Raw genomic sequence first — 13,484 nt, 5'->3', positions numbered from 1 at the left:
ACTTCTCACCGTCGCGCCTGCGCGGGAGAGTTCCGAGGCATCCAGTCTCGGACGCCGAAGGAGCAATACCTCCCCGTCAATCTCTCAGGCACACGGACCGTGTGGGCTTCGACAACTCTGGAAAGTGGTGGGAGCACCCACCCGCCCAAGGGGAAAGGTGCCGGTGCGCGCACGTCAGCGCGCCGTGTTCTACCGAATCTCTCAGGCGCACGCGTCAGCGAGCACACGACAGAGGGGGAGGAGCGGTCGGCGCGTATGCCCCGGCCGTCCGACGCCTTGTCTTGGGACCCCTGGGAGTAGACCGTGACCGACCGAATGACTTCGACCGCATCGGCTTTCGTCGACAGACACATCGGCCCCGACACCACCGAACTGGCCCGCATTCTCGACGCAATCGGTGTCGACAGCCTCGACGAGCTGGCCCGCAAGGCTGTTCCCGAGTCCATTCTCGATACCGTCGTCGACGGGGTTCCCGATGGCCTGGCGACATTGCCGCCTGCTCTGAGCGAGCACGATGCGCTGGCCGCGCTGGCCGATCTCGCCGGCCGCAACACGGTGGCCACCTCGATGATCGGCCTGGGCTACTACGACACCCTGACGCCTCCGGTGCTCACGCGCGGCATCCTGGAGAATCCGGCCTGGTACACCGCCTACACCCCTTATCAGCCCGAGATCAGTCAAGGCCGACTCGAGGCACTGCTCAATTTCCAGACGATGGTGTCGGACCTGACCGGTATGGATGTCGCGAATGCCTCCATGCTCGACGAGTCCACTGCCGCAGCCGAATCCATGACGCTCATGCGTCGCGCCAACCGAGGCTCGAAGTCACCCCGCCTCGTCGTCGATTCGGATATTTTCCCGCAGACCAAAGCCGTGCTCGCTACGCGCGCCGAACCGCTCGGGATCGAGCTGGTGTACGCCGACCTCGCCGACGGCCTGCCCGAAGGCGACTTCTTCGGAGTGCTGGCGCAGCTGCCGGGAGCATCAGGCCGTCTGGTGGACCACACCGCCACGATCGAGGCAGCACACGAGCGCGGTGCGCTGGTTGCAGTCGGGGTCGATCTGCTGGCCGCCACCCTGGTGACCGCGCCCGGCGAAATCGGTGCCGACGTCTGCTTCGGAACCACCCAGCGCTTCGGGGTTCCAATGGGGTACGGCGGTCCGCATGCCGGTTATCTCGCAGTGCGCTCCGGTCACTCGCGCCAGCTGCCAGGGCGGTTGGTGGGAGTGTCCGTCGATGCAGACGGACATCGGGCCTACCGCTTGGCCCTGCAGACGCGCGAGCAGCACATTCGCCGTGAGAAGGCGACCTCCAACATCTGCACCGCCCAGGTGCTGTTGGCCATCGTGGCCGCGATGTACGCCAGCTACCACGGCGCGGATGGGCTGCGCGCGATCGCACTTCGCGTCAACACCCGTGCTCGAACCCTCGCAGCAGGGTTGCAGGCTGCGGGCATCGACGTGGTGCATGCCGAGTTCTTCGATACCGTGCTCGCCGCGGTCCCCGGCGCGGCCCACACCGTCGTCGATGCCGCCAAACAACGCGGTATCAACCTCCGACCGGTCGACGACGATCACGTCGCGATCGCCTGTGACGAGGCAACCACGGAGGCTCACATCGTCGATGTGCTCGCTGCATTCGGTGCCGAGCCCGCCGGACCGGGAGCCGAGTCCGTCCCGGCCGATTGGGCCCGTACGTCCGAGTACCTGACGCATCCCGCCTTCACGCGCTACCGCACCGAGACAGCCATGCTGCGCTACCTTCGGGCGCTGTCGGACAAGGACATCGCCCTCGACCGCAGCATGATCCCGCTGGGATCGTGCACGATGAAGTTGAACGCGACCGCTGAAATGGAGTCGATCACCTGGCCTCAGTTCGCGCGCCAACACCCGTTCGCGCCGTCGACCGACGTTCCCGGACTACTCCGGGTGATCGCCGACCTCGAACAGTGGCTCGTCGACATCACCGGCTACGACGCGGTCAGCCTGCAGCCCAATGCAGGAAGCCAGGGCGAGTACGCGGGACTACTTGCGATCCGCCGATACCACCAGGCCAACGGCGACACCGGTCGCACGGTCTGCTTGATCCCGTCGAGCGCACACGGCACCAACGCCGCCTCCGCGGTGATGGTCGGGATGCGCGTCGTCGTGGTGGCGTGCCGACCGAACGGAGACGTCGACGTCGACGACCTGCGGGCCAAGATCGCCGAGCACGCCGACACCCTCGCCGCCATCATGATCACCTACCCCTCCACCCACGGTGTGTACGAGCACGAGATATCCGACATCTGTGCCGCGGTGCACGACGCGGGTGGACAGGTGTACGTCGACGGTGCCAACCTCAACGCTCTGGTCGGGTTGGCTCGGCCGGGTCGTTTCGGCGGAGACGTCAGTCACCTGAACCTGCACAAGACCTTCTGCATCCCGCACGGCGGTGGCGGTCCCGGAGTCGGGCCCATCGGCGTCCGTTCGCATCTGCAGCCGTACCTGCCCGGCCACCCGCTGGCACCGCAACTGGGCGACGGTCCGACCGTTGCGGGCGCACCGTACGGAAGCGCGTCGATCCTGACGATCACGTGGGCATACATCGCGATGATGGGTGCGCAGGGACTACGCCGGGCGACCTTGACCGCCATCGCGTCGGCCAACTACATCGCGCGCCGCCTCGACGAGTACTTCCCCGTGCTCTACACAGGCGACAACGGCATGGTGGCGCACGAGTGCATCCTCGATCTGCGAGGTCTGACCAAGGACACCGGCGTCACCGTCGACGACGTGGCGAAGAGACTGGCGGACTACGGCTTCCACGCGCCGACGATGAGCTTCCCGGTGCCGGGGACCCTGATGGTCGAGCCGACCGAGAGCGAGAATCTGGAGGAGATCGACGCATTCTGCGACGCGATGATCTCCATCCGCAGGGAAATCGACCGCGTCGGCTCCGGCGAGTGGACCGTAGAGGACAACCCGTTGCGCGGCGCTCCGCACACGGCGCAATGCCTCGTCGCCGACTGGGACCACCCGTACTCGCGGGAACTCGCGGCGTACCCCGCAGGCTACGACCGACCGAAGGTGTGGCCCGCGGTCCGGCGGATCGACGGCGCGCACGGCGACCGCAACCTGGTGTGTTCCTGCCCGCCGATCGAGGCGTTCGCCTGACCTGCTGTTCGCCCGATGGACGGGCAGATGGTCAGCCCCGCGTGAGTTCGAGCATCGCGATCTCGGGCGGGGCTGCCACGCGCACCGGCGGACCCCACGCGCCTGCACCGCGGGTGGTGTAGAGCGTGGTGTCACCGATCGTGTCCAGCCCCTCGACACTGGGCTGCTGGAGCGGCACCAGATAGCGGATCGGCCAGATCTGCCCGCCATGAGTGTGTCCGGATACCTGCATGTCCACGCCCAGCTCGGAGGCCTCCACAGCCTGCTTGGGCTGATGAGCCATCAACAGCACGAAGCGATCCGGGTCGATGCCGTCGAGCGCAGCGCCGAGATTCGGTTCGTACGGTTCCGGGGCAGTGGCGTCGTTGATGCCGGCGATATCGATGGCAGCGCCATCACGGGTGATCGTCGTGCGCTCGTTGCGCAACACGTCGATGTCGAGGGTCGACCAGAAGTCGAGCCACTCTCCGCCGTCGCCCGCGTAGAACTCGTGGTTGCCGCTGACAGCGAAGACCCCGAGAGGGGCTTCGAGGTCGCGCAGCGGCTCGAGGTCTTCCCCGACCAACTCCACTGTCCCGTCGATGAGATCGCCGTCGAGCAGCACGACATCAGGCTTCTGCGCGTTGACCGAATCCACGACGTTGCGCACGAAGCCCGCACCGCGAGACGGCCCGGCATGGATATCGGACACCAATGCCACTCGCAGACCGTCGAATTCGGCCGGCAACCGGTCGAGCGCAACTTGGGTGCGTGTGACACGAGGCGAGGCGGCTTCGACGAGGCCGTACCCCACTGCGACGACGCTGACGAGAGCCACGACGACGGAGCCGACCCGCGATATGCGCAGCCGAACAGCAGTCGAATCACGATGCGACAGCGCGAACATCACCCGCACGACGGTGCAGATAAGAGCAACGAGGACCGTGCCGAGGAACAGATACAACACCACCGCCAACCAGGTCAGGCCGAGGAAAGCCGGGCCACGGGCCCAGGACGGATCGAACTCGACGCCGCTGCCGAAGCCGACCACCGCGCACAACCACAGAAGTATCAGCAACAGATCTGCAGGGCGTCCGACACGTGCCGGTGCCCTCGTTACGGAGAGAAACCGCCAGTGCAGGAAGAGCGTGACGAGGAGTAGGAAGACGCCGACAAAAAGTACACGAGACATGTTCTAGTACAGCAACTTTCCGAGTCGATCGAGGAGGTCTGGGGAATCCGATGTCGGGACCGTGTCCACGGTGCCGCCGGTGCGAGCTGCGATGTCGGTAAACACGGGGGCAGGGCTGCCGTCGCCGATGCGCACGACGTTCACCGCGACCGGCCGCGCCGGATCGGACGCCGATGTCAGTTCGGTGAGTAGCTCGTCCGCCGACAAGGGTGAGTCGTCCGGGCCGTCCGTGATCAGCACGACCGAATTGACGCGGCCGGGGACGTAACCGGCCACGGCGTCGAGATACGCGACGAGGACGGACGCGTACGTGAACGAGCCGGTTGCCGGCGTCAACGCCTCAGCGGTCGCATCGAGGGCGGAGCGCCTCGGAGTGGTCCCGACGGGAACTGTCATCGGTCCGGTCGGGACATCCACCCGGAAGGGCAGCGAGTTGTTCAGGTCTTCGCTGAAACTCCACAGACCGAGTTCGGTGGCGTCGGGGACTCGTCGGAACTGCTCGCTCAGTGCGCGAACAGTGTTCTGCAGCCGCGTCGCACCGCCTTCGGTGGTGCGCATCGACTCGGACACGTCGAGTAGAACAGTGGCACGGCGGGGCAGAACCGGATTGCGAAGCACAGCGAGCAGAGCGTCGGCAACCGGCCCCGATGGTGGGGCGACGATGCCCGCGTCCTGGGGCTCGTCCACGCTGAATCCCGCGTCCAGGAGTGTCTGCGTACCGTCGGGCTGACGAACGAAATCCACGAATGCCGCGGCTGCTCGGGTGGAGGTCTCGTCACCGGAGAGCACGACCGCCGGATGATCGGCGACAGGCGTTGCACCCTGTGGGCGAACGGCGGTCAGCGTCGAGGAATCGGTCGACGCGAGTTGCTGTTCGGTGACCGGGACCGCGTGGACGGCGGCGTCGGGGCCTGCGGCATTCTCGAGCGCCGCGAGGGCGTCGTACGTGGTGGAGGCCGAGGTTGCGGCAGCGCCGGTATCGGTCACCGCCAACTCCGACATCGCCGACACCAGTTGCGTCGAGGAGGCCTCATCGACGGTGAGTGCGGTGGTCGGGTCACCGCGTACGCCTGCCGCGATGGCCGCGACCGCAAGAGTGCTCGCGCCGGTGTCGGAGCCGGACGGCACGGCGAGTCGAAGCCCACCCCATTCGGGGAGTCCGAGAGCCTGCGGGTCGCGTTGCAGTCGTATCAGATCTGCCCAGTTCGAGCCTGCGGCGACGACGGCGTCGGCCACCGCGCTCGGTGCAGCGAGGACGATCGGACTCGATGCGACAGGCCGCGGCGTACCGTCGATGGCTCCACGGTCGACGACGGCCTCGACGTCTGCCGAGGACTGGGGTATCCACAGACCCGGACGAGCGCCGAGCGCACCGACATCCCAGTTGTCGGCACCGGAGTTCAGTGCCGCCCGCACCGCATCGGATGCGATGGCTCGAACCTCTACTGTCACACAGTGATCGCGAATCACCGGGGCGGTCGCGTCGAATCGTGTCGCCAGCTGTTCGATCGCGGCGGAGATGTCGGGGTCGGCCGCCACGGTGAGGACGGCCGGTCCCTCCACGCAGGTGTCGGCTGCCTCGATCCCCTGATCAGAAATTCGATCACGCAGCGCAAACCATCCGAACACGGCCGCCACCAGGACCGCGATCGTCAGTACGACGATCACGGGCCCGGCGGCTATGGTACGTCTGCGCCCTGAGTTCCGGTGTTCACCCACGTGGTCGACAAGTCCGTCAGGCGTTGACGGCCTTGTACTCCCGTCGGCGGCGATGCAGGATCGGCTCGGTGTACCCGTTGGGCTGGCTCGTGCCCTGGAAGATCAGATCACTCGCAGCCTGGAAGGCGATGTTGGTGTCGAAATCGGGTGCCAACGGCTTGTACGTCGGATCGGACGCGTTCTGCCGGTCGACCACCGGTGCCATTCGCTTCAGCGATTCGCGCACCTGCTCCTCGGTGACGATGCCGTGCCGCAACCAGTTCGCAATGAACTGGCTCGAAATACGCAGCGTCGCACGGTCTTCCATGAGAGCGATGTCGTTGATGTCGGGCACCTTGGAGCATCCGACACCGTGGTCGATCCAGCGCACGACGTAACCGAGGATGGACTGCGAATTGTTGTCGAGTTCGTTCTGCTTCTCCTCGTCCGTCCAATCGGTGGACGGCGCGAGAGGGATCTCGAGGATCTCGTCGACGGTGGCGCGCTTGGCTTGGGCGATCTCGTGTTGACGGGCGAACACGTCGACCTTGTGATAGTGCAAGGCGTGCAGGGTCGCTGCGGTGGGGGAGGGAACCCACGCAGTGTTCGCGCCGGCCTTGGGGTGGCCGATCTTCTGCTCGAGCATGTCGTGCATCAGATCGGGCATGGCCCACATGCCCTTGCCGATCTGCGCCTTGCCCTGCAGGCCGGCCGCCAGGCCGGTGTCGACATTGAAGTCCTCGTAGGCGGCAATCCACTTCTCGCCCTTCATCGCTCCCTTACGAACGACGGGCCCTGCCTCCATCGACGTGTGAATCTCGTCGCCGGTGCGGTCGAGGAAGCCGGTGTTGATGAAGACGACCCGCTCGGACGCGGCCTGGATGCAGGCCTTGAGGTTGACCGTAGTGCGGCGCTCCTCGTCCATGATGCCGACCTTGAGCGTGTTGGTGGGCAGGCCGAGAACCTGCTCGACCCGGCCGAACAGTTCGGCGGTGAAGGCGACCTCGTCCGGTCCGTGCATCTTCGGCTTGACGATGTAGAGCGAGCCCGTGCGCGAGTTCGAGAGCACGTTGTCCGGAGTCAGCGAGTGCAGACCGGCGAGCGAGGTGAACAGTGCATCGAGGATGCCCTCGGGAACCTCGTTGCCCTCGGCGTCGAGGATCGCGTCGGAGGTCATCAGGTGGCCGACGTTGCGGACGAACAGCAGCGAACGGCCGTGCAGCGTCAACTCGGAACCGTCGACCGAGGTGTAGGTGCGGTCCTTGTTCATCGCACGAGTGAACGTCTTGCCGCCCTTGGAGACCTCCTCGGTGAGATCGCCCTTCATCAGGCCGAGCCAGTTGCGGTAGCCCAGAACCTTGTCGTCGGCATCGACTGCGGCGACCGAATCCTCGAAGTCCATGATCGTGGTGACAGCCGACTCGAGCAGCACGTCCTTGACGCCTGCTCCGTCGGTCTTGCCGATCGGGCTCTCGGGGTCGATCTGGATCTCGAAGTGCAAACCGTTGTGCACGAACAGGATGGCCGTCGGCGCATCGGGTGTGCCCTGGTATCCCAACAGCTGTGCCGGATCCTTCAGGCCCACGGTGCTGCCATCGGCCAACGTCACTGTCAGCGACGCGGCGTCGACGACGTATCCGGTGGTCCCGACGTGCGAGCCGGAGCTCAGCGGCAATGCCTCGTCGAGGAAGTCACGCGCGAACGCGATGACCTTGTCTCCGCGGACCTTGTTGTAGCTCGAGCCCTTCTCGGCTCCGTCGGTCTCGGGAATGGCGTCCGTTCCGTAGAGGGCGTCGTAGAGCGAGCCCCATCGTGCGTTGGAGGCATTGATCGCAAAGCGTGCATTGAGCACAGGAACCACCAGCTGCGGCCCGGCCGTGGTGGTGATCTCGGTGTCCACGCCGGAGGTGGTGATCTGGAAGTCGGCAGGCTCGTCGAGCAGGTAGCCGATCTCTTTCAGGAAGGTCTTGTACGCTGCGCGGTCGTAATCGGCACCGGCATGTTCGCCGTGCCACGCGTCGACCTTGCCCTGGATCTCGTCACGGACGGCAAGCAACGCTTTGTTCTTGGGAGCGAGATCGGCGATCACCGACGCGGCACCGGCCCAGAAGGCCTCCGAATCTACGTCGGTACCCGGCAGCGCCTCCTTCTCGACGAAATCGAATAGGACCTTGGCGACCTGAAGTCCACCAGCCTGCACACGATCGGTCATGAATTCCTCACTCTTTCCGGTCACGGACACCGGTGACGGTGTCCCCACGACAACGCTGTCGATGTTACTCGGCGGTAGGTCCGACGCGGAACCCGCCGCCGGTGAGCAGATTTCGACACCGATCCACCAGTGCCGAGCGTAGGGGAGCTGCCTTTTCCGACAGCTCTCCCTGTGCGCGAACGTACTCTGCCCGTCCAGCCGCAGTTTCGATTCGGATGGGATCGAGATGGTACTCGCTCAGGTCGTACGGACTTGCGCGCATATCGATCGTTCGAGCCTCCAACGCCAACTCGAAACAGTCGGTCACGAACTCGGAGTCGATCAACGGACCCAATTTGTAGCACCACTTGTACAGATCCATAGACGCGTGGATGCAACCGGGCTGCTCGGACCCCAGGCGCGACTCGGGGGACAACGCGAGGGCGTTACGCGGTACCGCGTCCTCGGTGAAGAAGCGGTAGGCGTCGTAGTGAGTGCACCGCAACGTCATCGAGTCGACCACGGCGTCGGTTCCCTCGTGACCTAGTCGCAATGGGACCTGGCTGTGCCGGACTGCCGAGTCGCCGCCGCGGTAGACCATCGCCCATTCGTGCAGACCGAAGCAGCCGAGCAGGGGCGCTCGCTCCCGCGTCGCCGACAGCAGACCCAGAACGAACTCGATGCTGGGCCGGCGTCGCTCGAGCAGATCCGACCGCACCCGGAATCCTGGACCGTCCGCAGTCTCGACCTGCTCGTACGAGGCGAATTCGGCGAAGTCACGCGCCCGATCGCCCGTCAGAACCGTGCCGTGGCCGGGATTCCATCGGCGCAACTGACCCGGGCGATGGCTGTAGTAGGTGAACAAGAAATCCACCACCGGATGCACATTGCCGTGTCCGCGATCGACCAGATAGCTGCCGACGAGACTCTCCACCCGCGCCGAGTGCGCGTCTCGCCGGGCAGTCCACTCCGCCTCGGTCAGCGTTGCCGATCCGCCCATTCAGACGTTCCGCGGGGTACCGGTAGGTGCGGACTGACCCGGTCGGGGACCGGCGACACGGTGAGTCCCGTCTCGAACCGTGCCCACGAACTCCTCCACCAGATCCTCCAGCGCGACGATGCCGACCGTGGCACCGGTCGCATCGTGCACGGCACCGAGGTGGCTACTGGCGCGCCGCAGCTTCGTCAGCGCGTCGTCGAGCACGGTGTCTATGGACACCACCGGCAGGGCCCTGACGTCGCTGCGGGGAATGACGGTCTCCGGGCCGGCGGAATCGTCGGCCATGTCGTCGAGCACGTCCTTCAGGTGCAGATAGCCCACCAGGGAACCGCTCGCATCACGCACCGGGTACCGAGAGAACCCGGTTTCGATGACTGCGCGTTCCACCGAACCGAGGGTCGGACCGAAAGTGTGGTCCGGCCCGGACAGCTCGATACTCCGAACCTGATGCGAGGGAATCAGAACCTCGGCCACGGTTCGGCCCGAGGTCTCGAGAGCCTGGCGCAATCTGCGGTGTTCCTCGGCGTCGATCAGTCCCTCCGAGCGCGATTCGCCGATCATCTGCGACAGCTCCACCGCCGAGACGGACGAACTCAGTTCGTCCTTGGGCTCGATGCGAAGCATGCGCAGCGTCAGGTTGGCGCACAGGTTGTAGAACGAGATCAGGGGCAACGCCACCTTGATGAACATCAGGTGGATGGGCACGAGCACCATGGCGGTGCTCTCCGGGCCGGCGATGGCGATGTTCTTCGGGACCATCTCGCCGACGAGGATGTGCAGGACGACGACGAGTGTCAGCGCGATGGCGAAGGCGATCGGGTGCAGGAACGAGCCGGGGATGCCGACCAGCTCCAGGGGCACCTCGATCAAGTGCGCGACCGCGGGCTCGGCGACGCGGCCGAGCAGAATCGAGCAGATCGTGATGCCGAGTTGTGCCGCGGCGAGCATCTGCGACAGATTCTGACCGGCCTCGATGACGCTCTGCGCGCGCTTCTTGCCCTGCGCCAGCAATGCCTCGAGACGATCACGGCGAGCTGAGATCAGTGCGAACTCGGCACCGACGAAGAAGGCGTTTCCGGCCAGCAGCAGAACTGCCAGACCTACCCCGAGGAAGTCACCCATCGACCTCACCGTCCGATCGCAGACGCGCCACTGCTTCGGCGTCGACCGGCAGGATCAGCACACGATCGATACGGCGGCCGTCCATGCGGATCACGCGCGCCATCCACCCGCCGTCGCCGTCGGGGACGTCCTCCGTCGCCGGGGACGGTAGAAGCACCGCGTCTCCCTCTGATGGAATCCGGCCGAGTTGCATCAGTACCAGGCCCCCGATGGTTTCGTATTCGCCTTCCGGGGCCGAATAGCCCGTCGCCGACGCAACCTCGTCGATGCGAAGCAGCCCCGCGCAGTCCCAGCCGTCGCCCGAACGAGCGACGTCCAGTTCCGGCTCGTCGTGTTCGTCGCGCACGTCGCCGACGATCTCCTCGATCAGATCTTCCATCGTCACCATGCCTGCGGTGCCGCCGTACTCGTCCACCACGAGGGCCACCTGCATTCCGTCGGCTCGCACGCGTTCCATCACAGCGTCGCCGTCCAGGCTCGACGGAACGACCGGAACGTCGCGCGCCAGGGACTCGACAGTGGTGGACCGGCGGTCCGCTCCGGCCACCGTGAACGCATGCTTGATGTGTACGACACCGACGGTGTCGTCCAGGTCGCCGTCGACCACCGGGAACCGAGAGAAGCCCGTTCGCGCAGCGGTTTCGATCAGGTCGGCGACGGTCGCGTCGGTGGCGAGAGTCTCGATCTTGACCCGCGGAGTCATCAGTTCCTCGGCGGTGCGGTCGCCGAACTGCAACGACCGGTCGACCAGACGTGCGGTGTTCTCGTCGATCGAGCCCTGCTGGGCCGACGTTCGGACCAGTGAACCGAGCTCCTGCGGTGATCTTGCCGAACGCAGTTCCTCGGCCGGTTCGATGCCGAGCCGTCGCACGAGCCAGTTGGCCGAGCCGTTGAGTCCGTTGATCGCCCATTTGAAGATCAGGGAGAACCCGGCCATCGCTCCGGCTGTGACCCGCGCGGTCGACATCGGTTTCGCGATGGCGATGTTCTTGGGGACCAGTTCACCGAAAATCATCGAGAACGACGTGGCCAAGATCAGAGCCACCGCGAGGGAGATGCCCGACGCAAGAGAGTCCGAGGCACCGAGCGCGGTGGTCACCGGCCGAATGAATCCTGCCAGCACCGGCTCCGCGAGATAACCGGTGATGAGGGTGGTGATCGTGATGCCCAGCTGCGCGCCCGACAACTGAAAAGACAGCGTCTTGTGAGCATGCAGAACTTGGCGCGAGCGTAGGTCGCCGTTCTCGGCCTGAGACTCGACCGCACTGCGTTCGAGAGCAGTGAGGGAGAACTCTGCCGCGACGAAGAGGGCAGTACCTGCCGTCAGCGCCACGAAGCCGATCAGGCTGACGATGGTGACGAGAGTGGCCACAGGTCAACGCCGCCGAAGTTGAGAGAGCAGTACCGCTCCGCTCGTCTGCGGGGACCTGTCGAAATCGGTGTCGCCGGGTTTCTCTCCCGGCTCGATAGAGGATCCCTCCGATGTGGAACCGTCGTCGTGCTGCTCCGCAGTTGCCGAACCGGCAACCGAAATAGTGGGTGCCTCGGGCACCTGATTCCCTTCTGTCTGGTTCGCGTTGCGGCACACCGGTGGTGGCCGACGCGTCGTCGCACCGCGCCGAGTCGACGTTGTCTTCTCGGCGCGGGCAACGACAGCGAACGTCGTCGAACTCGTAGTGGGTGAGTCTAACCGTCTCGGTGCGTTACCACCCGGACGGCAGGGGGCGCCCCTCGGCAAATCCTGCGGCCGACTGGACCCCGAGGACGGCTCGTTCGGCCAATTCGGGCAGGGAACGGGCCCCGGCATAGGTGCATGTGCTGCGCACACCTGCGCAGATGTGATCGATGAGGTCTTCGACGCCGGGACGATCCGGATCCAGTCGCATCCGGGAACTGGAGATCCCTTCCTCGAACAATGCCTTGCGGGCGCGGTCGAAGGCCCCGTCGGTGGCAGTGCGCGCCGCGACGGCACGCTTGGACGCCATGCCGAAGCTTTCCTTGTATCGGTTGCCCGCCGCGTCGACGCGAAGGTCTCCGGGAGATTCGTAGGTGCCCGCGAACCAGGATCCGATCATGACGTTGGCGGCACCGGCCGCGAGCGCGAGCGCGACGTCGCGAGGATGGCGAACACCGCCGTCGGCCCAGACCGACGCACCGAGTTCGGCTGCGGCAGCCGAACAGTCGGCCACGGCGGAGAACTGCGGCCGACCCACGCCGGTCATCATGCGAGTGGTGCACATGGCCCCGGGGCCGACACCGACCTTGACGATGTCCGCACCCGCCGCCACCAGGTCACGAGTGCCCTGAGCGGAGACGACGTTGCCGGCGGCGAGCGGTACGCCGAGATCGAGCGAACGCACTTCGGCCAACGCTTCGAGCATCTTCTGTTGGTGCCCGTGGGCGGTATCCATCACCAGGACGTCGGCACCGGCCTCGACCAGTGCCGTCGCCTTCTTCGCCACGTCGCCGTTGATGCCGACCGCGGCAGCGATCCGCAGCCGTCCCGACGCGTCGACGGCAGGGGCGTAGATGCCGGTGCGGACGGCACCGGTGTTCGTCACCACACCGGCCAACGAACCGTCGTCCTCGACGACGATCGCGAGCTGGGCGTGGGCGGCCTCCATCATCTCGAAGACCTCTTTGGGTGAGGCGTTGCGGGCCACCCGCACGAAGTCGGTCGCGGCCACCGAGCTGAGCCGAGCGAAGCGATCGACGTCCGCGCAGGCGCTCTCGGTGACGACACCGACGGGCTTGCCGTGCTCGACGATCACGACGGATCCATGAGCGCGCTTGTGCACCAGGGCGAGCGCATCGGAGACCGAGGCGTTGGGGCCGAGAACGACCGGTGTGTCGGCAACGAGATCTCTGCTCTTGACGAATGCGACCGTTTCGGCCACGGCCTCGGTGGGCAGGTCCTGCGGAATGACGGCAATGGCACCGCGTCGTGCGACGGTCTCGGCCATCCGCCGACCCGATACTGCGGTCATGTTCGACACCACGATCGGAATGGTCGTTCCCGACCCGTCGACCGTGCTGAGGTCCACGTCGAAACGAGAAGTGACATCGGTCCGGTTCGGGACGAGGAAGACGTCGTCGTAGGTGAGATCGTAGGGCGGCTGGTGACCATCGAGGAACTGCACGTTGAT

General features: G+C 65.8%; 8 protein-coding genes and 1 riboswitch. Of the genes, 1 reads left to right on the top strand and 7 read right to left on the bottom strand.

Annotated features, from left to right (window positions below):
• Positions 1–12: 12 nt before the first annotated feature.
• A riboswitch (glycine riboswitch) is annotated at positions 13–110 on the top strand.
• 205 nt (positions 111–315) lie between these two features.
• Complete coding sequence (gcvP, locus tag CH285_RS15075) at positions 316–3,156, top strand: aminomethyl-transferring glycine dehydrogenase (protein ID WP_094643264.1); 2,841 nt, start codon at positions 316–318, stop codon at positions 3,154–3,156.
• Positions 3,157–3,187: 31 nt separating this feature from the next.
• Here gcvP and CH285_RS15070 read toward each other — a convergent pair whose 3' ends face one another.
• The 7 genes from CH285_RS15070 to CH285_RS15035 form a co-directional block, all read right to left on the bottom strand.
• Positions 3,188–4,327, bottom strand: coding sequence for a metallophosphoesterase (locus CH285_RS15070; protein WP_094643225.1), 1,140 nt, complete (start codon positions 4,325–4,327; stop codon positions 3,188–3,190).
• A 3-nt stretch (positions 4,328–4,330) separates the two neighbouring features.
• Complete coding sequence (locus CH285_RS15065) at positions 4,331–5,995, bottom strand: VWA domain-containing protein (RefSeq protein WP_255032330.1); 1,665 nt, start codon at positions 5,993–5,995, stop codon at positions 4,331–4,333.
• A 67-nt stretch (positions 5,996–6,062) separates the two neighbouring features.
• Entirely contained in the window at positions 6,063–8,237 is a 2,175-nt protein-coding gene (locus CH285_RS15060; protein WP_094643262.1) for a malate synthase G, read from the bottom strand.
• Positions 8,238–8,301: 64 nt separating this feature from the next.
• Positions 8,302–9,216 (bottom strand): 3-methyladenine DNA glycosylase, encoded by a 915-nt coding sequence (locus tag CH285_RS15055; protein ID WP_094643224.1) that lies wholly within the window; start codon positions 9,214–9,216, stop codon positions 8,302–8,304.
• Positions 9,217–10,338, bottom strand: coding sequence for a hemolysin family protein (locus CH285_RS15050; protein WP_027497159.1), 1,122 nt, complete (start codon positions 10,336–10,338; stop codon positions 9,217–9,219).
• Positions 10,331–11,710 carry a hemolysin family protein gene (locus CH285_RS15045; protein WP_027497158.1) on the bottom strand — a complete coding sequence of 460 codons (1,380 nt, stop codon included), beginning with the start codon at positions 11,708–11,710 and terminating at the stop codon, positions 10,331–10,333. Before CH285_RS15045 ends, CH285_RS15050 begins: the two co-directional genes overlap by 8 nt.
• 331 nt (positions 11,711–12,041) lie before the next feature.
• A complete protein-coding gene (locus CH285_RS15035; protein ID WP_032366171.1) occupies positions 12,042–13,478 on the bottom strand; it encodes a GuaB1 family IMP dehydrogenase-related protein in 1,437 nt (478 codons plus the stop codon).
• Positions 13,479–13,484: the final 6 nt, after the last annotated feature.

The sequence above is a fragment of the Rhodococcus sp. 05-2256-B1 genome (assembly GCF_002258465.1).
GTDB lineage: Bacteria > Actinomycetota > Actinomycetes > Mycobacteriales > Mycobacteriaceae > Rhodococcoides > Rhodococcoides fascians.
The sequence above is the reverse complement of the archived record's forward strand: the minus strand, read 5'-3'. Positions and strand labels throughout refer to the sequence as shown.

Bases quoted from the DNA above. Each gene is read 5' to 3' on its own strand.
- CH285_RS15050 (WP_027497159.1), bottom strand. From the start codon at position 10,338: ATGGGTGACTTCCTCGGGGTAGGTCTGGCAGTTCTGCTGCTGGCCGGA.
- CH285_RS15060 (WP_094643262.1), bottom strand. From the start codon at position 8,237: ATGACCGATCGTGTGCAGGCTGGTGGACTTCAGGTCGCCAAGGTCCTA.
- CH285_RS15055 (WP_094643224.1), bottom strand. From the start codon at position 9,216: ATGGGCGGATCGGCAACGCTGACCGAGGCGGAGTGGACTGCCCGGCGA.
- gcvP (WP_094643264.1), top strand. From the start codon at position 316: ATGACTTCGACCGCATCGGCTTTCGTCGACAGACACATCGGCCCCGAC.
- CH285_RS15070 (WP_094643225.1), bottom strand. From the start codon at position 4,327: ATGTCTCGTGTACTTTTTGTCGGCGTCTTCCTACTCCTCGTCACGCTC.